Origin of the sequence: Pectobacterium peruviense (genome assembly GCF_003312355.2) — a bacterium.
GTDB classification, from domain to species: Bacteria; Pseudomonadota; Gammaproteobacteria; order Enterobacterales; family Enterobacteriaceae; genus Pectobacterium; species Pectobacterium peruviense.
In genome coordinates this window covers 3,122,916-3,146,629 of sequence record NZ_CP161826.1, presented here as the reverse complement: position 1 = coordinate 3,146,629, position 23,714 = coordinate 3,122,916, and the positions used below count along the sequence as shown (strand labels likewise).

Annotated in this window: 16 protein-coding genes and 1 pseudogene; 4 read left to right on the top strand and 13 right to left on the bottom strand. The window is 54.3% G+C overall.

Translation table 11 applies throughout. The features are described 5' to 3' along the window. Nucleotides 1-317: 317 nt before the first annotated feature. Both ygjG and DUT67_RS14260 read left to right on the top strand, forming a co-directional pair. Nucleotides 318-1,724, top strand: a complete 1,407-nt coding sequence (gene ygjG, locus DUT67_RS14265) for a putrescine aminotransferase (protein WP_223254576.1) — start codon at nt 318-320, stop codon at nt 1,722-1,724. Between the two features lie 802 nt (nt 1,725-2,526). Next, on the top strand, nt 2,527-4,191 hold the full coding sequence (locus DUT67_RS14260) for a methyl-accepting chemotaxis protein (protein ID WP_113631765.1): 1,665 nt from the start codon (nt 2,527-2,529) through the stop codon (nt 4,189-4,191). 153 nt (nt 4,192-4,344) lie between these two features. Here the strand turns inward: DUT67_RS14260 and DUT67_RS14255 are convergent, their stop codons facing one another. Then, the gene (locus DUT67_RS14255) at nt 4,345-5,889 is read right to left on the bottom strand and encodes a carboxylesterase/lipase family protein (protein ID WP_113631764.1); all 1,545 of its coding nucleotides are present in this window, start codon (nt 5,887-5,889) and stop codon (nt 4,345-4,347) included. Nucleotides 5,890-6,307: 418 nt separating this feature from the next. Continuing rightward, entirely contained in the window at nt 6,308-7,294 is a 987-nt protein-coding gene (locus DUT67_RS14250) for a methyltransferase domain-containing protein (protein WP_113625609.1), read from the bottom strand. 119 nt (nt 7,295-7,413) lie between these two features. On the opposite strand from DUT67_RS14250, the gene DUT67_RS14245 reads away from it, so the two are divergent. Next, a complete protein-coding gene (locus tag DUT67_RS14245) occupies nt 7,414-8,352 on the top strand; it encodes an AraC family transcriptional regulator (protein ID WP_223254575.1) in 939 nt (312 codons plus the stop codon). A 101-nt stretch (nt 8,353-8,453) separates the two neighbouring features. Next, nucleotides 8,454-9,773 (top strand): hypothetical protein, encoded by a 1,320-nt coding sequence (locus DUT67_RS14240; RefSeq protein WP_113625611.1) that lies wholly within the window; start codon nt 8,454-8,456, stop codon nt 9,771-9,773. Between the two features lie 68 nt (nt 9,774-9,841). Here the strand turns inward: DUT67_RS14240 and DUT67_RS14235 are convergent, their stop codons facing one another. The 11 genes and pseudogenes from DUT67_RS14235 to DUT67_RS14185 all read right to left on the bottom strand — a co-directional run bounded on the left by DUT67_RS14235 (nt 9,842) and on the right by DUT67_RS14185 (nt 23,495). Beyond that, entirely contained in the window at nt 9,842-10,081 is a 240-nt protein-coding gene (locus DUT67_RS14235; protein WP_113625612.1) for a hypothetical protein, read from the bottom strand. Between the two features lie 107 nt (nt 10,082-10,188). Continuing rightward, nucleotides 10,189-11,649: an AMP nucleosidase gene (locus DUT67_RS14230; RefSeq protein ID WP_048261078.1), complete on the bottom strand. Its 1,461-nt coding sequence runs from the start codon at nt 11,647-11,649 to the stop codon at nt 10,189-10,191. 151 nt (nt 11,650-11,800) lie between these two features. Beyond that, a complete protein-coding gene (locus DUT67_RS14225) occupies nt 11,801-13,579 on the bottom strand; it encodes an ABC transporter permease subunit (protein WP_113625613.1) in 1,779 nt (592 codons plus the stop codon). Between the two features lie 37 nt (nt 13,580-13,616). After that, a complete protein-coding gene (locus tag DUT67_RS14220; protein ID WP_113625614.1) occupies nt 13,617-15,128 on the bottom strand; it encodes an ABC transporter substrate-binding protein in 1,512 nt (503 codons plus the stop codon). 10 nt (nt 15,129-15,138) lie between these two features. Further along, a complete protein-coding gene (locus DUT67_RS14215; protein WP_113625615.1) occupies nt 15,139-16,386 on the bottom strand; it encodes an MFS transporter in 1,248 nt (415 codons plus the stop codon). A 225-nt stretch (nt 16,387-16,611) separates the two neighbouring features. After that, a complete protein-coding gene (locus DUT67_RS14210; RefSeq protein ID WP_113625616.1) occupies nt 16,612-17,439 on the bottom strand; it encodes an ABC transporter ATP-binding protein in 828 nt (275 codons plus the stop codon). Continuing rightward, nucleotides 17,436-18,305 carry an ABC transporter ATP-binding protein gene (locus DUT67_RS14205; RefSeq protein ID WP_113625910.1) on the bottom strand — a complete coding sequence of 290 codons (870 nt, stop codon included), beginning with the start codon at nt 18,303-18,305 and terminating at the stop codon, nt 17,436-17,438. Before DUT67_RS14205 ends, DUT67_RS14210 begins: the two co-directional genes overlap by 4 nt. A 181-nt stretch (nt 18,306-18,486) precedes the next feature. Continuing rightward, a pseudogene (locus DUT67_RS14200) lies at nt 18,487-18,879 on the bottom strand (transposase); the annotation flags it as partial. A gap of 398 nt (nt 18,880-19,277) precedes the next feature. Further along, the gene (locus DUT67_RS14195; protein ID WP_113625617.1) at nt 19,278-21,071 is read right to left on the bottom strand and encodes an aryl-sulfate sulfotransferase; all 1,794 of its coding nucleotides are present in this window, start codon (nt 21,069-21,071) and stop codon (nt 19,278-19,280) included. A gap of 16 nt (nt 21,072-21,087) precedes the next feature. Beyond that, nucleotides 21,088-21,897: an ABC transporter ATP-binding protein gene (locus DUT67_RS14190; protein WP_113625618.1), complete on the bottom strand. Its 810-nt coding sequence runs from the start codon at nt 21,895-21,897 to the stop codon at nt 21,088-21,090. Next, entirely contained in the window at nt 21,894-23,495 is a 1,602-nt protein-coding gene (locus DUT67_RS14185; RefSeq protein ID WP_113625619.1) for an ABC transporter permease, read from the bottom strand. Before DUT67_RS14185 ends, DUT67_RS14190 begins: the two co-directional genes overlap by 4 nt. Between the last annotated feature and the right edge of the window lie 219 nt (nt 23,496-23,714).

Here is a 23,714-nt window from a genome sequence, read left to right as displayed (position 1 = left end):
TGCCGCAGGAATCCTGTTTGTCCTGAAAGATAAGTCGAGTAATGAGATAGCGCGTTTGTCCAACCTTGGCGCGCCCCAAAAGAGGGCGCGCTGAGCAAAAGCAGGGCAGCGCAAGATACGGTAATTCCCTTCATACTAACATTCACTCTGTCATTCGGTTATTAATTTCAAATATCCGCATTTAGTTCAAATCATCTGCTGGAATTTTGCTTTAGATCGCGTTTTTGTATTTTATTTTGATTTGGGGCAGGCGACTGGCGTGTTATGTGCATTAATTAAATTGGCATCGCGTGATGTCCGTTTTCAAGGAGCGCATTTTGTCCAGATCAAACGCCCACCTTAACCCGCTAGAGTGTACTCAGCAGGCACTGCATTGGATTCATAGTGACACGCTATCCCACGATGACATGGCGGCACTGAATCGAGAAGTTTTGAGTTGTTTTCGTGAATACGTCAACCCGGGTTTTCTGGAGTACAGAAAATCTGTCACTACCGGCGGCGATTACGGCGCAGTCGAATGGCGCGCCAGCGGCCCGAATACGCTGATTGATACCCAAGGGAATGAATATCTGGACTGTCTGGGCGGTTACGGCATTTTTAACGTAGGGCATCGTAACCCTAACGTCATTGCCGCCGTTGAGAGCCAGCTTGCCAAACAACCGTTGCATAGTCAGGAACTGCTTGACCCTTTACGGGGGCTGTTGGCAAAAACGCTGGCGGCACTGACGCCGGGTAATTTGAAATACAGCTTCTTTAGCAATAGTGGAACGGAATCGGTTGAAGCTGCCCTGAAGTTGGCGAAGGCTTACCAATCACCGCGCGGTAAATACACCTTTATCGCCGCGACAGGGGCGTTTCATGGGAAATCGCTAGGCGCGCTTTCCGCCACCGCCAAACCCGCGTTTCGTCGTCCGTTTATGCCGCTGTTACCCGGCTTCCATCATGTTGCTTTTGGCGATATCAGCGCCATGCGCAAGCAGGTTCAGCAATGCCAGAAGACCGGCGATGACGTTGCTGCCATCATCCTTGAACCCATTCAGGGGGAAGGCGGCGTGATTGTGCCACCGGAAAATTACTTGCCTGCTGTCAGAGCATTATGCGATGAGGTTGGAGCATTGCTGATTCTGGATGAGGTACAAACTGGCATGGGGCGTACGGGCAAGATGTTCGCCTGTGAACATTATGGCGTGCAGCCCGACATTCTGTGTCTGGCGAAGGCGTTGGGCGGCGGTGTGATGCCGATTGGCGCAACGGTGGCGACGGAAGCCGTATTCTCCGTGCTGTTTGAAAACCCGTTCCTGCACACCACGACGTTCGGCGGCAACCCGCTGGCCTGTGCGGCGGCGCTGGCGACCGTCAATGAACTGCTGACGAAAAATCTGCCAGAACAGGCGGCAATCCAAGGGGCGTTTTTGTTACAGGGCTTACAGCAACTGGCAGCCGAGTATCCTCAACTGATTATCGAAGTACGAGGAATGGGGCTGTTGCAGGCTATCGAGTTCAGGAAAAACGAGATCGGGTATGCTTTCGCGAAAGAGCTGTTTCAGCGTAATGTTCTGGTCGCGGGTACTCTGAACAATGCCAAATCGGTCAGGATTGAGCCACCGCTTACCATCACGCGCGAGCAATGTGCCCGAGTATTGACGGAAGCGAAGGACGTGCTAAAAAAGCTTAATGGCACGATGCCTGACGAAAATAAAATGAAGGAATATGCAGTAGAGTGAAAAACGAGACGGAAACACGCAGCACCCGATTAGCTTCAGTTCGAAAGCCAGTCAGCTCCCACTGACTGGCTTTTTTCTTATGTTGATGGGCATTACGTCCTCAGCCTTCATGTTTAAAATCTAATTAATTCCGCAGCGTTACGCTATATATAGAGTCTCACAACGTCATGATATGGGCGCTATTGTGACTCGGTTTTAACTATTAGCTTTCTAATTTATAAATTCGATTTAATGAACAAAGATCGGGCTTTTTTTCTGATAGAAAAAAACGATCGAATAAAGGGAATTGAACGGTTTAATGATCGTTATTTCCGATCGATCTTCGATTTATGATAGTGTAAAGTTATAGACTGTAGAGGCGCTCATCTCAACATGATGTTTATAAACGTGCTGACATCAATTAAACGAATGCTTGCCCACGTTGAGTGAGTGGGTAGTCAACGTTTAGCTTTTTCTTAATCATGACTCAATTTTAGTGATGCATGTAAATAATGTAACGTATGAAACGACGGAAAAGGAGTTTTGAATTACTTTATCAAGTAAATAATTTCAGTAAGTAAGTGTCGTTAACATCCAGGCAATGTGAAACATGAAAGTTATATATGGCTAAATGAATTTCTTATGCCAGTATTCTGCTACGTGCATCAGAAAGTAAGAAGTTTAGAGGGGTCAGGGAGCCTGTTGCAATAGCGATTCGCTTTACCGTTTGTCGTATTTTATTTAGATAAGATAAATAGTGGCTAATATGTCTATCAATCGCAATTGGGTAAATATTGTAAGAATATAAGATTCTGGTGCTAACATGGATTTTTTTAAAAATATAAAAATTGGGAAAAGGCTTTCTCTTGGATTTGGTTTGTTAATCATCCTGACACTGGTTTTGTCATCCGTTGGCTATTATTTCATGAAGAATATTGGTGCCGAAGTTGATGAGATCACTGAAGATAGAATGATGAAGGTCGATATGTTGCGCGATATTCAGGATATACTGAATACTAATGTTCGGACGCTGCGCGACATTATCCTCCTTCCTGCCGATAGAAACCAGGAAAAACAGGCTCTCAGGGCTGTCATAGTAAAAACGACTAACTCGGCAAGTGAAATATATAAAAACCTCGATGCGAGCATTTCCTCGCCAAAAGCGCGGGAGCTGTTTAATCAACTTGTCGATATAAGAAAACAGTATAGCCTGAGTATTAATAAAGCGATTGACTATGCGATGGAAGAGCAAGATGCGTTGGCTACCGAATTGGTATTTGGCGATATAGCGAATATCCAGTCGCTCTACTTTACCAAGCTCAATGAGTTGACTGAATTACAAGTCTCATTCGTTGATCATGCTAAGCAGGTGACAAAAGAATATATCCACGACGCGTTGCTGTGGATGTTAGTGCTATCCATTTTCTCCACGGTTTTAGGCTGCTTTACGGCCTGGCTATTAACCCGAAGTGTCACGGCACCGTTATCTGTTGCGCTTTCTTCTGCGAAACGTATCAGCGAGGGCGATCTGAGCGGTTCTATTGTCGTCAATAACCGTGATGAGACAGGTCTGCTGTTGGAGGCCATGCAGGAAATGCAAACTGCGCTGATACGGATGGTTGTTGGCGTCAGAAACAATGCAGAAAGTGTTGCCACGGCCAGTATGCAAATTGCTCAGGGTAATGCTGATTTATCGTCACGGACTGAAGAGCAGGCGAGTGCGCTGGAAGAAACCTCTTCGACCATGACGCAATTAGGTATGACAGTAAAAAATAATGCTGATAACGCACTTCAGGCGAATGTGCTGGCGAAAAATGCAAGTACCGTGGCGCAGCAAGGGGGCGATGTTGTCAATGAGGTGGTGGGCACGATGAGAGCGATCAATGAAAGCTCGCATAGCATTGCAGATATCATCAACGTCATCGTCAGTATTGCCTTTCAGACGAATATTCTGGCGCTCAACGCCGCTGTTGAGGCGGCGCGAGCGGGTGAGCAAGGCCGGGGTTTTGCTGTTGTGGCAGGAGAAGTACGCAATTTGGCACAGCGGAGTGCTGAAGCCGCTAAAGAAATTAAAAATCTGATTACCGCCAGCGTTGAATGCGTCGAACGCGGCTCTGTTTTGGTTAATAAAGCGGGTGACACGATGCAGCAAGTTGTGATGTCTATTCGCCAGTTGAGCGATACGGTATCAGAAATCAGCTCTGCCAGTGCCGAACAGTCGACTGGGGTTGAACAGGTTGGCATCGCTGTTAGCCAAATGGATCAGACCACGCAGCAGAATGCTGCGTTGGTGGAAGAGTCTGCTGCTGCCGCGCAAAGCCTCAAGGAGCAGGCGGATCAGCTTGTCAGAGAGGTTTCCGTGTTTAGAGTCTCGGGTCATAAACCCTCTACGTTGAAGCCAGCAACTCAGGCGCTCTCACTTGTGGCGATGCTCCCTGTGTCTACCCGTGCACCTACTCAGAGTGCGTCAGATTGGACGAGTTTTTAAAATATTATGGCAGCCAACATATCAGGGATACATTAAAAGTCGGCGAGCATAACAACAAGAAATCATCTTGGTAGAGATTGCATAAGCATTTTTGCCAGTCAGCATGCGCTGACTGGCTTTTTGCATCTGTACCATCGCGTTTCTTTGCATGCGCTACGGTGTGTTGCTCTCTGCCAGCTTTTCGACCAGATCAAGACGTGCCTTCCACGGATCGGCTATCTCGCGAGTCTGCTCCGCACCTGTCGCAGGGATAAACAGAATGTTGTCCTTCTGGCTGTTATAAGCGTTCCATGCTGGCAAGCCGGTAGCGTTAGGGTTACCGGTACGGGCAAAGTTCACCCAGTACTGGTTCATCTGCTGTGCGACCGCGCGATCCTGCGGTGTAGCTTTCTCGCCATAACGTGCAGTCACCGTGTTAAAGACATACGGAATCTCACTGGCGTGAACGGCTGCAGGCCACTGCGCGCGCATGCTATCGGCAACATAGCCAAAGCGGAATTGCCAAACGGGCAGCGCAGCTTTATCCCAAACACGTGCAACAAATCGCGCCGGTTCGACCATTAAACGATCGCTGGCAATCGCGGTTGCTATCGCCTGTGGCGACAAACCATGGTAAGCCTGAAGGGCTTGTTGCCGATCGCCAGCCGGGAAAACGGCTACAGCGTCTTCTGGTGTGGCGACTTTCGGTGGGAAGCCGATATCGGCATCCGTTGCACCAATCATTAGCGGCACGTGCTGAAAATGGCCCTGACGATAGCTATCCTGCGGTTCTGCGGCGATCGCCTTGCCATCGAACATTGGGCCGGAGTAGTCCGGCGTGCTCATGGTGGCCATATTCAGCCCGTTAACCACGTTTTCTGCGGGAATCTGCCGCAGCGCCGTCAGCGCTTTCGCATCGTGACCGCTAATGCCGTTCGCACTGGCGAAAGCGAGGCCGGCCTGCTCTGCTTTTTGCCAGCTTTGATTCGGTGCCAGATTGTGTCTGCCGGAACCGGATTGAATAATGGCTTTCTGGAATAACCCCTGAGATAGCTCACTGGTGAGCAGCGACCCGACGGCAAAACCCCCTGCGGATTCACCAAACAGGGTGACGTTTTGCGGATCGCCATGAAAGGCGGAGATGTTTTTCTGTACCCATTTCAGCGCCGCAATCTGATCCATCAGGCCATAGTTGCCACGCAACGGCTGGTCAGCTAACGCCGGATGTGCAAAAAAGCCAAAGCGTCCGACGCGATAGTTGAAGGTGACGAAAACGACGCCCTGACGGGCAAACTCCTGCCCGGAATAAATCTCAGGCGAGGCGCCGCCGTTGACGAAACCGCCGCCATAGATCCACACCATCACAGGCAGCGCGCCCTTAGCGTTGGCTGGACGCCATACGTTAATGCTCAGGCAATCTTCACTGAACCCGACGCCAAGCGGGGCGGCATCACCGGGAAAAGGGTTCTGCATACAATCTTTGCCGTATGTCGTTGCCGGACGGATATCGCTCCAGCTTTGCACAGGCTGTGGCGGCTCCCAGCGTAGTTTGCCAATAGGGGGAGAGGCAAAGGGAATGCCTTTAAAGGCGTCGACACCTTGTGTCACCGTCCCGCTGATGCGGCCGCTGTCTAGCGTAACCTGCGGGTCGTTTGCCAGTGCCTGCTGGCTGGCGGCAGCCATCAGTAATATCAGGCTGGCAGTGATTTTTTTATTCATGCATTTTTCCTTAGGGATGAAAACAAAAAAACCTGCCAGGCGTGATGTATACATCACGCCTGGCAGGTTCGCCTCTTAACTCGTTATACTTCAAGTTGCATGTGTGTTGGCTACGTCAGTCACCCGAATCACTTACTTGAGTAAGCTCATCGGGATGAAATGAGAGACTTCCTGTCTCTCACCGAAGGCCAGCCGTTGGCTGGTCAAATTCGTTCCCGACGAATTTGTCCTTCTCTTGCCGCCGTCCTGAAACTTGAATTATTTAGAGTTTATCAATCAGTCACGCCCTGTAATGTCACTTATAGGCGCTTTGTATCCGGCTGACAACCTTGGGTACGCAGAAATATGATAATCATCAACATGATGCAGCAACGGCATTGTCAGTTTTTCGGCTCCGGACGTTGCTGAATAGATGCGGTTACCTGTGTTTGCGGGCAATCAGTACATTTAATGGTGCCATGGGGAATGCCTGATGACGTCGAGTTTCGACAGAGGTAAAACCGGCTTCCATTAGCCACTGTGTCAGTTGTCCTTCCTGCGTGACGTGGCGGCCACTCATTTGCATCGGTAGATAAAATGGCAGAACTGGTGCTGCATCGTCGGCCTCTTCGGCGATCTCCGCCTGTGCAAGAACCAGCGTCCCTTCCGATGTGAGTGCGTTATAGAGTGTGGTTAACATGGCGGGAATGTCCTCGACAAAATGCAGGAATGAGGAACTCCAGATTAGATCGTATTCTTCACTGGGAAACGCGCCGCTTTGTGCTGACAATCGTGCGGATAACCCAGCGTCGTCGATATTGCGTTGTGCTACGGCGGCGGTTTGCGGTAGGTCATAGACGGTGCCGGAGATCTGAGCATGGCGCAACGCTAGCGTAATCGCCACCCAGCCGGGACCACCGCCCAGATCGAGAACGTGCCTGATTTGTGGGAAATCTGGCAGCCCGGAGAGCAGTTGATCGGCAAGATCTGCGGTTATCGCTCGCTGCTCTTGTGCGATTTGCTGTTCTGCCGCATTGGCCCACGCGGCATCGCGGGGTAACTCGCTTAGCTGCGTAGGCAACGGCAGGTGCATACCGTCGCTGAGTCCCTGACCAAACTGGCGCAGGCTGGAGAGACGAAAACGCCAGGCGTCACCGAGAAAATGCGGGCTACTGCGACAAAGCACGGCAGCGCTGGCGGATGCGGTTCGGTAGCCACCATGATGGCGTGTCAAAAGCTGCATACTCCAGAGGATCTCAAGCAGAAATCCGGTTTTCTCCGGCTGCCAGCCCAGCGCTTCCGCCAGTTGCTCTGGCGTGGTGAGATCCTCCAGTCGGTCGAAAATCTGCTGTTCTAGTGCCAGATGTAACGCGTCAGCTTGCACGCTGCTGGCGGCTAGCTGCCATAACGTCTCTAATGGATTCATAAGTGGCTTTTCTCATTGATGGTCAGTCGATAGGGAATATGCTATCTATAAATGAGAATGGTTATTATGTTCATTGATATGCGAGACGGCGTTTTTCATATGCGAAACGGCGAGGGAAAATGATGCAAAAACAGCGACAGAGGCGAAGTGAAAAGCCAGCAGGCGATCGGTGCTGTGCGAGTGAGGCTGACATCTCAGGCTCGCGTCGTACTTTGCCAGATAGCATCGGTGAATGTTGGTCGGATTTCAGCCGCATTGATGCCGATCTGTCGTTGGCCCGTTCGCAATACCGCCCGCGTCATGCTTTGGTGGAAGAAACACACAACCCACATTCACAGCCGATGCTGGTTATGACGTTTGCGCTGGCAGGAGAGTCGGCCTATTACGATAGCGATGGTTCGCAGGTCTGGTTTCGTCAACAGCATGTGACTATCACGACGTTTGGTGCCAGCGTAGGCGAGCGGCATTATCAGGCTCAGCAGCACGTCGATCAGCTACGGTTACTGGTGGGGAAAGCTGCGGCTACCCGCTATTTTGGCGCGGAGTGTGTCGAACAGCTGTTTAGTGATGATGGGATGCAGCAGCGAGCATTTACGCCCGTCTCTGCGGCCTGCCAGGTTCATGTCAATGCGCTGTGCAGCGACGTCGATCCGCTGAATCGCCACCTCCACGCCTTAAGTTTGTTATCGCAATATCGACATTTTTTGCAGCCGAAAGGCGAACGTGGCGGTATTCACCCACAGGAACGGCAGCAGTTGGAGCGAGTATGCAACTGGATGCGTGAACATCTGGCTGAACCGCTAACGCTAGCCTGTATTGCCGCGCAGTCTGGGATGAGTGAATCCAGACTCAAACTTGGGTTTCATCGCTGCTTTGCGAGTACGCCGGGTCAAATGTTATTGCGGATGCGGATGGAACGGGCGCATCAGCTATTAGAACAAGGGTTTCAGGTGGCACAGACGGCCTGGCAAGTCGGCTATCGGCATCCTGCTAATTTCAGTCTGGCATTTACGCGCTATTTTAACCGTAATCCGAAAATGATTGCTCCGCGGAAGTAATCTATTGTGCTTTTGCTATGCCTCTCCCTGTCTGATTTTGGTATCCTTAATTGTTATGTTATAACATAACTTAAAGTCACAATGACATCACGGAGAGAAAGATGCAGAAAACGACAATCGCAGCGACTCTGGCGCTGTTGATAGGGGCGGGAAATACGAGCGTTCAGGCGCACGATCATGAAGTATTGCGCGGGCGATTAATCTTTTCCGATCACCAGAAATCGACGCTCAGCGTGTTGGATCTGGACACCTTCAAGGTGACACACAACTTTGACGTGGGTCGGGCGAATGCGGCGCTGGTGCCAACGGAGGGCGGGCGCTTCACGATCGTCAACCTTTACGACGACGCGGGTACGATTGCTTTTCTTGATACCGGTCTGACCTATGAATCGCACGACGATCATCTGGACGTACATAAAGGTGAACCACGTCTTCTGCCGCTGCGAGTGAAGGGAGACAAACCCTCGCATATTACCTCGGAGAACGGTTGGGTGGCCTGGTCATACGATGGCCTACGTCCGTGGGACGGCCCCAGCCAGCCGGAGTCGGTTATGATCCGTTTGTCAGAACTGGATAGCGCAAATCCTGTTGTTGAGAAGCGCAAAAGCCCGGCACCGCAGCACGGCATCACCGCTCCATTGGGGAATAATCAGTGGCTGATTTCCGTACCCAAAGCGGCCTATGCCAAAGGCGATGATAAGACGGTGACATCGCGACCTAACGGTTTCGTGGTTTATCAGCAAGACAAAGACTGGAAAGCAATAGCGGACTTTAATCAGGAACAGGATCCGCAGCGCTCTTGTAAGGAGTTTCACGGTCACAGCGAACTGAATCACGTCCATGTTTTTGGCTGTAACGCGAAATTGGCGGACGGTGACGCGAAAAGCGACGGCGGTGTGTTGATCGTAAAAAAACAGAGCGGGAAATGGGGATCGCACAAGCTGGCTTACCCTGACGATCGCCGCACCAGTACGCTGAAATCCGGCCTGCAAGGCACCTACGCGATTGGTAATTATGGTGGGTTGGGTGGGCAGCCATTTAACGCGCTCATTCGCATCGATCCTCAGGCCAAAAAGCTCACAGCGCAGGATGCATTTTCCATCCCGGACGGTCAGGCAGTGTGCAAATTTGAGGTCTCTGCCGATGGTAAACGGGTCGCCAACCTGACGCCAGATGGCAAGCTGCGCTTATATGACGTTGCACCGAACTGGAAGCAAGTTGCCAGCTTTGATGCAGTTGAGGCGTTTGACTGCGCTTACGGCGCGAAAACGCCAACACCGTCGATTGCCATTGTCAGCGGTAGCGTGTACGTCAGCGATCCGGTGAATCAGCGTATTCGTGAATTCTATCTGAGCAGTTCAAAGCAGGGACTGGATATTAAAATTGACGGCGCGCCTACCGAGCTGGCAGGTAAGCGCTAAACACGTTTCAGGAGAAAAGCGGTATGCGGGCAGGGATGCCCACATGCTCTATAACTATGGTGTGGTGCTTAGCGACCAACGAGCCGTAGCTGAGTGCAGAATGGGCAACCGCAGCCATTAATGGCGGTCGCATCACACTGGCCGGGGTGGATCGTTTCCAATCCCATCGGCGTAAAGCCAGAAAAAGTGCGTTTGGCCTCATCGATATTACGTAACCCAGCATCATCGGACGGGGCTATTTTCGCCTGAAACGCCGAAGCTTGTGCCGCCACCAGGGAAAGGAACAGAACTGACAGACCTTTTCTCATCGGGTTTATCCAGTATGAAATTTGGTTTGTTATAACATAACAAATTTGATCAATCCAGAGCGGCCGACCGCACGAATGAGGTCGGCTATCTGAGCAATATCCTTCGATTAGCGGAACGGGGGTTCGTTAAAGGTGCGTAGCTTGCGCGAATGCAGCTTGTCGCTTTCCGCCCGCAGCAGATCGATGGCGCAGATGCCAATCTGCAAATGCTCCGAAATCGCCCCTTCATAGAAACGGTTCGCCTGTCCTGGCAGTTTGATTTCACCGTGCAATGGCTTATCCGAGACGCATAGCAGCGTACCGTAAGGCACGCGGAAGCGATAACCCTGTGCGGCAATCGTCGCGCTTTCCATATCCACCGCGACGGCACGACTGAGGTTAAACCGCAGTGCGGACGCTGCGTAGCGCAATTCCCAGTTGCGGTCATCGGTGGTCACAACGGTGCCAGTACGTAGGCGCTGCTTAACCTCTTCCCCAGGCATCCCGCTAACCATCTTGGTGGCGTCATACAGCGCGCGTTGCACTTCTGCAATGCTCGGAATCGGGATATCCGGCGGCAGAACGGCATCCAGAACGTGGTCGTCACGCAGATAAGCGTGTGCCAGCACGTAATCACCGATGGACTGACTTTCGCGCAGGCCACCGCAGTGGCCAATCATCAACCACGCATGCGGGCGCATGACGGCGAGATGATCGCAGATGGTTTTGGCGTTGGAGGGCCCGACGCCGATATTAACCATCGTAATCCCTTTACCCTGACGAGGAATCAGATGATAGGCAGGCATCTGGTGGTTCTTCCAGGCCAGATCGGAAACCGTCTGCTCGGGATTCGGCGTGTCGGCGGTGATATAGATACCGCCAGCGCACGACAGCGCCTCATAGGGGCTATCAGGATCGGCAATCTGTGCACAGGCCCAGCGTACAAACTCGTCGACATAGCGGGTGTAGTTGGTGAAGAGAATGAACGGCTGAATATGTTCCACCGGCGTACCGGTATAGTGGCGAAGCCGTGCCAGCGAGAAATCAGTGCGCAGCGCGTCGAAATGCGACAGTGGCGACGTGGTGGTGGCATGAAACAGACCATCCGCCGTCTCGTCCCCAATCTGTGACAGCTCTGTGGTTGGGAAGTGTTTGGCGATGCCAGCGCTCATCGAGCGGTCAAGAATCAGATCGGAACCGTCGAGCACGTAGGGGAACGGAATTTCCTGCTGTGACGGGCTGGCTTCAATGATGACGTCATAATCCCCCTCCAGCAGCGCCAGCTGTTCCGCCAGATAAGCACGCAGGAATGCGGGGCGGGTGACGGTGGTGGAATAACTGCCGGGATGGGTAAAACGCCCATAGGCGCGATGGCGAGGATGACCGGTCGAATTGCCGCTCCAGCTAACGCGTAAGGCGGGGTAGGAAAATAGCCCTGCTGCACGCGCAGTGGCGTCGGGCAGCGTACCATCATTGATGAAGTCCCCGATGGCGTCGCGCAGTGCTGAGACGGCATCATCATACAGCGCTTCCAGTTTATCCAGAGTCTGAGTGACGGTAAGACTGACGTGGGATCCGCTGTTATGCATATTCTCTCCTTAATTCACACACTGCACTGTTCATATTCTGAACTTCTGTCACATTCTGTACTTCGGCAGAAGTTAGCTCACAGCGTAACTGAAGATGCGCAGACCCGCCATCGTGAAATCTGGCGGATCTCCGATCGTGAGGAGAAGGGCGCTAGTGCTTGTGGCGACCAGACAGATTTGCCGCGCTTACGGCCAGTATCGACAGCACGCCGAGCGCGGCAGCGGGGGCCAGCACGCCCCAGAAAGCACGTTCGATGTACGGCATACCTTCCGCCAGTACGCGTCCCCATTCTGGCGTCGGTGGTGATGCGCCCAGCCCTAAAAAGCCGAGCGATGCCAGCGCCAGTGCGATGCCGGGCAGTCGCAGCATGGCGTGACGGAATAGTGGGCCAACCAACGCGGGTAGAACATAGAACAGGCTGCGTCGTATCGGTCCTACGCCGAGTATCGGCAGCATCCGAATATAAGGGCGTGCATTGGTTTCGGCGACCAGCGCTGCCGTGTGAGCAGCGAGCGGTGCCCAACTGACGGCAATCACGGCAATCGCCGCACCCGTTGCCGTTGGGCCGTTGACGGCGGCAACCAGCAGCCCGGCAATCACTGGCGGCAGGGCGTTAGTCACTTCGATGGGGCCGGTGAGCAGGCGTGGGAATAATCCAACTAGCAGGCCAATCGCCAAACAAGCTAACGACACCGCCAGCGCTAGCAGACAGGTATTTAACGTACCGTGCGCGACGCGCGCCAGCAAATCGCGCCCCATTGCATCAGCGCCAAAAGGCAGCGTGAATGACGGCGGTTGCAGGCGCATAAAAGCGGAGGTATAGGGATCGCGCGGCAAGCCTGCCAGCAACAGAAATACCAGCAGCAGCACGCAGATAATCGGTAGCCAGATGGCATGACGAGATACGGAATGACCACGCTCTTCCGGCACGGGCATTGCCCCGCTGCGCAGCGCGCGTCCGAGAATCAGCAGCCGTACGCCGCTTGCCACCATTCCTGCCAGCGAGGCGATGAGTAAGAGAATCAATACGCCGACCTGCAAGGCAGGGAGATCCTGCGCCGCAGCAGCGCCCAGCGTTGCGCGTCCCAGACCGGGAATGGCGAACACTTTTTCGACGGCAATTGCCCCACCAGTGAGTGATACCAGCACTAGCCCGACAAGCGGCATCACGCTGGGTAGCGTGCGTTTCAGCACCGCCAGTGCGATATGGCGACGGTTCACCCCCGCGACGCTCCAGGTCGTTAACCAATTCTCGCTAAAGGTGGCGGAGAGTGCATCGGCGAGAATTCGGCCAAGGTAACCGCCTGCCGGGATCCCCAGAGCCAGTGACGGTAGCACAGCATAGTGCAAGCCCAGCCAGCCATAGGGGGGAAACCACTGTAGCCAGACGGCACCGACGATCAGCAGGAACGACGCCAGCAGAAACTCGGGCAATGCGGTAAATAAGGCAGCGAACAGGCCGCCTGAACGGTGAACCTGACCGCGCAACCCCTGCTGAAAGGTTGAAGCACACAGCACGGCAGCCAGCGTGAAGGCCACCAGCGCCGAGGAGGCCATCAGCGTGAGCGATACACCCGCCGCCTGCAACATACCTGGAAGCACGGGTCGGCCTGAAACCCAGGAATTGCCCGCATCGCCGTGCAACAGGCCAGTCAGCCAGTTCAATAGCAGCTGCAATGGGCCTTGATCCAGCCCGAGGGAATGGCGAATCGCGTTTAGCGTTTCTGCGGTCGCTTCTTGCTCACCGGAGCGAGCACGTAGCAGCGCCAGCGCCGGATCCTGACCGGATAACCACGGCAGCATACCAATCAGTACCACAATCCCCGCCAGCGTCAGCAGTCGCGAAAATAGCGGGATCAGCACGCCGTATCGCGGGCGTTGTGTCTGGTTGATAGTCGCGCAGGTGCGGCAATATAGCGATTCGCTCATAAACTCGTCATCTTTCTGGTTGCAGGTGCGTTACCTGTTATTTCGTACCGGTAGCAATATGCGTGGCGGCGTTAATCAACGTGCGTTCACGCGGGTCACGCAGTGCGTCTTTTACCTGTGCGCTTTCACCTTGAATCACTCGCTCATGCAGCATCGGGATTGCAGCATCGCTAGCCAGGATCAGGTTCTCTGCTTGCATAATGGCCTGACGACGAGCCTCTCCGGCAGGAATGGCGGACGCTTTTTGCAGCGCCTGATCGATTTCCGGGCGGCACAGTTGGGCGATATTGAACGACCCTTCGCAGGCAAAATCGCTATACAGATAAGCCACCGGATCGCCGGAATCCAGCACGGTGGCGCGGGATAAAATAAAGGCGTCAAACTTGCCAGCCAGCGCGTCAGATTCGATCTGCGCATATTCACGCACCACCTGCTTCACCGTAAATCCGGCGGCGGTGAGCTGTTGTGCCAGATAGACCGCGACTTCAGGCAGTTCAGCACGATCGCTGAAGGTTGCCAGCGTGATGGTCGCGCCAGCAGGCGTACCGGCCTTCACTGGATTTGCGACAGGCTGGCGCAGCGTCGCCGCCCACGGCAGAGCAGGGCCTAACAGACCTTGGGCGACATCGGCACGCTTCTCATACACGTTGTCCACCAACTGCTGACGATTGATGGCATCGCGTACGGCAGCACGCATTGCGGGGTCTTGCATCACACCATGGCGCGTATTCAGATACAGCGTGTTGGTACGCGGCATCGGCACTTCATGCACCAGTGATTGATCCAGCAGCGGTGCCTGAGAAACGGGAATGGCTTCGACAATATCTGCCGTGCCAGTACGCAGGGCAGCAGCACGCGCTGCGCCGTCGGACACAAAGCTGACGTCGATACCGCTGGCCTGTGCTTTCTCGCCCCAGTAGCCATCGAATCTATCCAATACTGCACTGCTGGTGCCCGTGACAGTGCGCAGAACGAAAGGGCCGCTCCCGGTATTGATCGGGTTGACGATTCCATTCTTGCCGTATGCCGTGGTGGAGAGAATCGCCAACTGCGGGCTGGATAAACGCTGCGGTAGCAGTGGATCTACGTTGGCGGTGGAGACAATGACAGCGTTATCGCCATCGGCTTTGACCGTTAACTGCACGCCATCCAGAATTCGAGGTTTAGGTGAAGCGGTAGAGGCCACCGTGAGCGCATTGACCACCGTGGCGGCGTTTAACGTGGTGTTATCGTGAAAATGGACATCGGGGCGCAGTTCAAAACGCCAGGACTTATCATCGATCTGCTGCCATTTCGTCGCCAGCGCAGGCTGGGCTTCGCCGAGTTTATCGAGCACCACCAGCGTTTCCGCCGTACTCCAGCGCGACAGTTTAAAGGCGTCATCGCTCAGCGGCGTCAGACCGGAGCGCGGCGGTTGGAGCATCGCCAGTTTGATTCGCCCGTCATGATGCGAGGTGTGGTTTTCTTCAGGCTCATTAAAGCAACCTGAAAGCAGCAGTGTGGCTGAGAGCAGACCGAAAATAGGCCACGGGGTATTACGCATATTCATCAGTCTGCCCTTATTCATTCACGGTTGAATCGGATTTAAACGGGCGGCAGATGATCATCATCGCCAGTGAGCTACACAGCGGTACGGCGGCGAGCAACACCCATGGAATCGCGGCCTGTGGCGACGGCGTCAGCGCGCGATCGAGCTGGCTGCCGAGTATGAAGTTACCGACCAGCACGGTGATACCGCCCATTGACGCTAGCGCGCCATAGTGCGCACCCAGATTTTTGTTGTTGGCAAAGCGTGGGATGAGATCCATCCCGACAGGGACGATCAGCATCTGTCCCAGCGTTAGCAGGGTAATTAATGAGATTGCGGGGAGCAGGCGCTGCCAGCCTTCCGGCGGCGTGGTGGAGGCAAACAGCGCCACGCTAAAGAAGGATGCGGACAGCAGCGCGAAACCTAATGGCAGCATGCGTGCCGCACCAACCCGACGGGCAAAACGCGCCAATGGGAGCTGTAATCCAATCACCAGCAGGGACGCCAGTACAAACAGCGGGCCGAGATCTTTCTCGCTGCTGCCGGAGCGATGTAGTTCAACCGGTAGCGCCAGATAGAGCTGATTATAGCTGAACAGGTAAGCGCTGTAGGCGATGATGAAGGCGACAAAGCGCCGCTGGCGGAAGGTCTCCCACCATGGAGCGATGTGCAATTCTCCTTGATTCCGCTGTGTTGGCGGCAAGCTGAAAAACAGGACGATGAGCGCGATAACAAAGACGCCAGCACCTGCCAGTGCCACGCGTTGGAATCCGTATCCGGCTAGCACCGAACCGAGCAATGGCCCCAGTACCGCACCCAGCTCGCCGCAAATCGCAAATAGGGCGAACCACTCGGATCGGCTGCGTTTTCCCTCTTTTTCACTTTGCGTCCCCGCTTGTGCCATCAGCGCTTCAATGGCAGGAGAGAACAGGGCACCGCCGACACCGGTCAGGCAGGCACCGAGGATTATCGGCCATAGCGAGTCGCCCAACGCCAGCAGGAGATAGCCGCTGATACGGACGACGCAGCCGCACAGGATAATCACGCGTGCGCCGAAGCGATCGGCCAGCGCGCCGCCGACTAAAAACATGCCCTGTTGAGAAAAGGTGCGAAAACCAATTACCAGCCCGATAGCCCAGCCGGAAAGCAGCATGTCGTCGCGCAGGAAAATAGCCAGAAACGGCACGACGGCATAAAAACCAATGTTGAAAACAAGCTGGCTACCCAGAAGCAACGGGGGATAGGGCCGTGGGGCGCGGTTGGCGGTAAGGTCTGACATTGAATCATCCGTTATAAAAAAGTCGCGATATACTCGTCATACTTCAAGTTGCATGTGCGTTGGCTGCGTTCACTCACCCGAATCACTTACCTGAGTAAGCTCATCGGGATTCCTTCGCTTGCCGCCTTCCTGAAACTCGAATTATTTAGAGTATAGAAAAATTACGTTATGGCTTAATAAACTATTAAAACAGTCAGTTATTGTAAGGAACGCGTTTTTAGCGAGCTAATAGCCGGAGGCCGACAGCCCAGGTACGGCCTGCAATAAACGGGCGGTGTGCGCCTGTTTTGGTGAAGCCAGCACCTCGGCGGTGGGGCGATCTTCAATGATGCGCCCGCTATCCATAACTAGCATCCTGTCGCATAGCCCAGCGAGCATGGAAATGTCGTGCGATACCATCAATAATCCCATCTTGTTTTGTTCCGTGACCTGTTGAAGCAGGGCTTTGATCTGTTCACGCAGCGGCAAGTCCAGACCGCTGACGGGCTCGTCTGCCAATAAAAATTCGGGGCGAACAATCAGTGCTCGCGCCAGCGCGACGCGCTGTGCCTGCCCACCGGAAAGCTGCCCTGCGACCTTGTCCAGAAGCGAAACGCTTAGCCCAACTTGATCCATAACCTCACGCAAATTCTTTTCACTAGTGCGACTGCGTTCATCGGGACGGAGTCGCTTCAGCGGCTCCGCAAGGAGATCGGCGACGCGCTGGCGTGGGGCGAGCGAGCCTGCCGGATCCTGTGGAATATACTGAACGCGACGGCGATACCACAGCAGCGAACGCACCGAACCGGGCTTAATCAGGTTGCCGTCGCAGTACACCACGCCACTCTCAGGCGCTTCAAGCGCGAGCAGGGTCTTCAGCAATGTGGATTTACCACAGCCTGAAGCACCGACCAGACCGACGCGTTCGTTCTGTTGCAAATCCAGCGACAGGTCGTGAAAAATGGCGCTGGCAGGATCGGTCTTTTGCCACGGCAAACGCGGCGTCTGGCGATAGCGGCTGACGTGCTCAAGACTTAAAAACGGTGAAGACACCGCATGCAGGTGGTGATTCATCCGGCAAGCGCTCCGGCAACGGCGGTGGGCAACCCATGGCTGGATAGAACATTACTGGATAAAACATTGCTGGATAAAACAGCGGTTGATAAAAAATTGTCAGCGCGACGCGCGGCAGCGACCAGACTACGGGTATAGGGATGCTGTGGTGCATTCAGGAGTTGCTGCATACTGCCGGATTCAACGATTTGACCATTTTCCATTACGAGACCACGCTGGCAGAGTTGAGCGGCGACAGCGATATCATGCGTAATAAATAACAGGGCAGGCGCATCCGACTGCGCACTACGTTCCTGTAAGACCTGCAATACCTGCTGCTGGGTGATGACATCAAGCGCAGTAGTGGGTTCGTCCGCGACCAGCAGACGAGTTTTGCCAAGCAGCGCGAGGGTAATACAAATACGTTGACGCTGACCGCCGGACAATTCGGCAGGATAGCGTTGCAGCAGATTAGGAATATCGTCCAGCTTCATGGCGGCCAGAAGCGCAGAAAGCTCAGCAGAAGAGGGCGTTTTCAACGCCAGTGACAGCTGCTTTCCTAACGGCATGAGGGGATTAAGGGCTGTTGCAGAATCCTGAAAAACGGCAGAGACGCGGCTGGTATGCTGGCGTGCCAGTGCTTTCAACTGACCCACCTCTTCACCATTTACCTTAATGCTGCCGCTAATCTGGCAACCTGCGGGTGGAGTGCCTATTACCGCTTTGGCGGTGAGTGATTTACCTGAACCCGATGCGCCGAGTAAACAGACGCGTTCACCTGCGGACAGCGTAAAGCTGATATCGCTGACTTTGGTTTCACCACCAATAGACAGGCTGAGGTTCTCTACCTGAAGCGTGGCGTCTGTATGTCTGTCCCAGTTGATCATGGCTTGCGTATAAGGTTGATGTAAATCGATATGTAATAACATAACAAATTAAGGCGAAATGATGCAAAGGAAATGTGATCCAGAGCGAATAAATCACTCTATCGACGCAGCCTTAATAGCACGCGTCGATGATGAAATTGGAGAGAGTAAATCGTAGGGAAGCGCGGAGTGTCTTTAGTTGTTACTCGTTAGGTTCATTACTGAGCTGTGCCAGTTCTGTCGCACTCAACTGAGTAATCTGACAAACCTGAGTCGGCTCCATACCGCTTAACAGGAGTTGGCGAGCAATCTGGCGGGCACTGGTTTTCATACCCTGCTCCATGCCCCGTTGCATTCCTTGCTGTATGCCATGCTTGATACCTTTTTCAAACCCAATTTTCTCAAGCTGCTGTGCGATAGTCATGATCGCCTCCCGATCCGTTGACAGAGATTGCGCGACGGCCTCAATAAACTCTGCGGGTTTTGATGTGTTGCCGCTTCGTGCGATGTAAAACAGTATCGCTCTTTTTTGCGGCAGAGGTATCTGCCAGCGTTCAAATAATAGCCCGATATCTTGCGCCAGTTCCAGCATATCGTGGTGTATCGCCATCCTTTGATCACACTTCTATGGAAATTCAGAGATGGTTTCGTGCGCTGCACAGTCGCTATTCATCTTTGATACCGTACACGCGCCCGACTCAGGGCACTCAATTGCCGTAGCCCTGAGAACCCTGGCTTCCGGCTAAATTATGTCGCTACGCGATGCCATCGGTGTCCATGACCGCTAATCGAACCGCCAGTGACGCGCTCCCTGCGCGGCACTGGCTTTCGCGGCGTCCATGCCGCTCACTCGGCGGTCACGCCCACCGCTGCATAATTTTTTAAGCCGGATAATGGAGAGACCATCATAAGTTGTGACATGTGCGTAGAAATCAATGTGGATGGATAGAAGCGATCTCATTGGAAGCGAGATCGCTTTAGGTGTCGTGGGGTTTAGGCTTGCTGCTCCGCCAGCCATTGACGCAGGCGTTCGGGCTGTTGTGCACCACTTAGGCGAGCACGTTCTTCACCGTTTTCAAGCCATAGCAGAGTTGGCAGTGTTCTTACCGCCAGTTTTTCTGCCAGTGCAATATGATGATCGGCGTCCAGGTAATGGCTCGATAACTGGCGGTATTCCTCATTATCCAGAATCGTTTCCAACTGGCGGTAAAGGCTCTTACAGTGGACGCAACGCTCGGCACCGATTAGCAACAGCTGTGGTTCAGCTTGTGCTGCCAGTTCTGCCCAGTCGTTGACGGTAAGCGGAGCAAAGCGCTCTCGGTTGACGGCAAAGAGTTTCGGGCTGCGTTTAAGGTCTTCGCTGTCGGTCGCTACGCACAGGGCATCACCGCTCTTTTTATAAGGGCGGGTGCCGTCAATACGGATCACGCTGGTGAAGCCGGGCGCGGCGGCTCCCGGCTGGCGTAGCTGAGTGTTATCCGGAGCGATCACTGGTGTTTCCTGCGGGCGAGGCAGCTGTGGCACCCACTCGTAGGGTACGCGGTAGGCGCGATACAGCATATTGGTGTTCACCGTCTTGCCCCAGTAGGGGGAGATAAACTCCCAGACAATTTCGTGATCGGCGGTGACTTCAAATAGCCGACCGTTAGCGCCTTCGTTAATCAACGTATTGCCGTTCGGCAGACGCTGGATATTGCTGATGTACGGGCTATAAAAACGGAAGGCGTCGGTCGGGTGTGGAATACCTGCTTCATAAGGCGAATAGCGCCAGACGATATCCAGCGTCACCGGATTGATTTCCAGCACTCGGGAATGGTCGCGCCAGGCATTTTTCACCCCATCGGGAGATGCCGGATTGGGTGCGCCGTAGCCTGCCCAACCGCCGTTATCAAACACCAGAATATTGCCTGCGCCCGGCAAGCCCGCCGGGATCATATGTGCGTGGTGCTGGCCGATAATCCAGCCGATGTGTTTGAGTTCAGGTGTGTTGTAATGGGGGCCAAGCTGCCAGACGATGTTACCGCTCTGCTTGTCGATGATGGCGATAATGTTGGATTCGCGGGCGTCCCAGATGATGTTATCGGGGTGGAAACGGGTATCGCCCTGATCGAACCACGGATTGGGGCCGAGTGCCGACATCGAGTTGATATGCATCCAGTCGCCCATCCCGCCGCCGCTCTTGCGCAGGTTGGGATTGTTGTACAGCGCGGTTTTGGCATCGTCGTCAAAACTCAGTTCGTCGAAATGGTCGCTGCACCGCCACTCCCATAAAATATTACCCTGCCAGTCCACCTCGATGATGGTGTCATCAAGCAGCAACTTATCGCTGATGCGTTCATTGTGCAGGTTGGTATGCGCCAGTAATAGTGTGTTGCCGCCAATCGACTCCGGCTCTTGCCCCGGTGCGTAATAGCCGACCGGATTGCCGCTGCGCTGGTAATCATGATGGACGCGCGCCATCCATTCGGGCGGAAGGTCTGGATCGGTAATGTGTTCATAACCGTTGAATTTCCAGACGACGTTGCCGTCCCAGTCCACCTGAATCAGATCGACCATGTCCTGCATACCGTAGCGCGAATCACGTTCGCCGCTGTGTCCGAGGATGTAACCGCCGGGCAGAATTTTATTGGGGAAGCCGTGTAGACCTTCCCACAGGCGCAGTTCGGTGCCGTTCATATCCACCAATACTGCACCGCGCTCCAGTGCCTGAAAAACGGTGTAGCCGCCCCAGGCTTTTTCTGGGTTGTAAATCGTCGTGCCGGTCGGGTAGACGGAAGGGTGTCCCATGATGGTGCTCCAGTATTTACGTGATCAGAGAAGAGAGGGCGGCAGCCGTGTCGGCGGGCTGCGTCAGTAGAGCAAGCAGATCGCTGCACTGCTGGTGAAAAGCCTGGCTGTCACGCTGGCGCGGATGTGGCAGCGAAATGGTTGCAATCTGGCGGATACGTCCCGGTCGCGGTGCCAGCACGACAACGCGGTCGGCGAGATAGACCGCTTCCTCGACGTCGTGTGTCACCAGCAGCGTGGTGGTGCCTTCTGCCTGATGAATACGGCGTAGCTCCTGCTGCATCTGCTGACGGGTCAGGGCGTCCAGCGCGCCAAAGGGTTCATCCAGCATCAGGATGCGTGGATTGGCGACGAGCCCGCGCGCGATAGCTACGCGCTGCGCCATGCCGCCGGAAAGTTGGGCGGGCAGTGCGTCGGCAAAATCCTGCAAATGCACTAACTGAATGAAATGGTCGATCAGATGTTTCCGCTCTTTTTCGCTGATTGACTCATTCGCCAGCCCGAGAGCGATGTTTTGCCGCACCGTCAGCCACGGAAACAGGCGTGGTTCCTGAAACACCATGCCGCGCTCACGTCCGATACCGCGCACGGTTTTTCCTTCGACCAGCACGCGCCCCTGATAGTCGTTGTCTAACCCGACCAACATGCGCAGCAGTGTGGATTTGCCACAGCCGCTGCTGCCGACAATTGCCACCAGCTCACCGCTGTGAATCGACAGAGAAAAATCCTCAATCACCGTCAGCGCCTCGCCCTGTACGCGAAACTGCTTGCGCAAATGGTCGAACTGCACCACTGGTGGTGGCACATCAGGGGTTATGGACGTCATACGATTTCTCCTGCGGAACGCCAGCGCGTCATCCGCTGTTCCAGACCTAATCCGACGCGATCGAGCACCGCGCCCGTTAATCCAATCAATAACATGCCGCTGATAATCAGGGGCATATCCAGCAACTGCTGAGCGTTGATCATCAGGCTGCCGATTCCGGTGCCGGATGACATGAAATATTCTGCGCCGATGGTGCCAAGCCAGGCGTAAATCAGCGACAGGCGTAAACCCGCGAAGATGGCAGGCGCAGCGCCCGGCAAAATCAGGACTCGCAGACGAGTCGATAAACGCAGTTGCAACACCTGCGCGACTTCCTGTAAGGCCTGCGAACGTTGGCGAATACCGCGATGGCTGGCTACCAACATGGGAAAGAAAGAGGCGAGTGCGACAAACGTGATTTTTCCAGCTTCATCGTTACCGACCCAAGCGGTCAGCAGTGGCAGCCAGGCAAATAGAGCAATCTGACGTAGCGTCGCGACCGTGGGGGTGAAGAGGGCGTCGCTGGTGGCATTCAGTCCCAGTAGCACGCCGCCTACGAGGCCCGCGATAATGCCGCATACCGCACCGGCGAGCGCACGGGTCAGACTGGCCTGCATTGCCTCGGTCAGTGAACCATCGCGGACGCCTTGCAACAGCATGTGCCACACGTCGGCGGGTGGGGGAAGCAAGAGCGGATCGATCCAGCCGAAACGGCTGGCCTGCTGCCATAACAGCAGAAGCAGAAAGGGTAAAACCAGTGCCGATAGTTTGCGAGACGGCGTCGTGGTTAATCGGCTGAGTGGTGGGTGTGGCCAGAAGACCAGACGGCGCTCCAGTTGGTTAATCAGCCACTCCATCGTCAGCCCTGCCAGCCCGATGACGGCGATGCAGACAAACACGATGTCTAGCTGAAACAGCTGACGTCCCCATACCAGCAGATAGCCGATGCCCTGAGACGATGCCAGCAGTTCGACGACAATCAGCGACACCCACGCCTGCGAAAGCGCGAGTCGCAAGCCGGTTAGCCAAGTCGGAAAGGCGGCAGGCAGCGTTAATTTGATGAGGCGTTGGTGCCACGGCAGGCGCAGGGTACGGGCAACTTCTTGTAGCGCATGTGGCACATTGCGCACGCCCGTTTGCGTATGCAGCGTCACCGGAATAATGACAGCCTTGATGATGACCGCGAGCTTCAATGCGTCATCAATGCCAAACAGCACCATAAATAGCGGGATCCAACCTAGCGTTGGGATCTGCGCCAGCGCGTATACCGTAGGATGCAGCAGGTTTTCGGCGCGGCGTGATGCTCCCATGAGCGCTCCGAGCAACGTGCCTGCCAGCAAACCTGCCAGCAGGCCGCCTACTAACCGTTGCAGGCTGATAAAGAGCTGCGGCAAGAGATCGTTATGCCAAAGTTCGACGGCGGTGCTGGCGACGACGGAAGGGGCAGGAAGAATCTGAGTGGGCATCCAACCGTAGTGAGTACTGATGTACCACAGCGCCAGCAACGCCAGCGGCATGACTATTGGCACTATTATTGGCACGACAAGAGAATAGACCCGCGCTATCGGCAGAGCAGGCCAGACGGTCACGGTTTTTTTCAGCACTATAGACTTATTCATTTTATTCCACGAAAGCCCCACGGCTGGATGAATAAGTAATAAAAAACAGGTTTACACGCGGAAGGCCAATGCAATAAAGCGATGGCCGTCGTGCAATAAATGCATATGCGAATCCCAAGCCCGCCAGCGCTGATTTATGCTTTTTTCCTCTGAACAAACCTGTAAATGTTATTTAAGCCTGACGCCGACGGTTCGTTAGTTTTCATGGCAGATGAAACG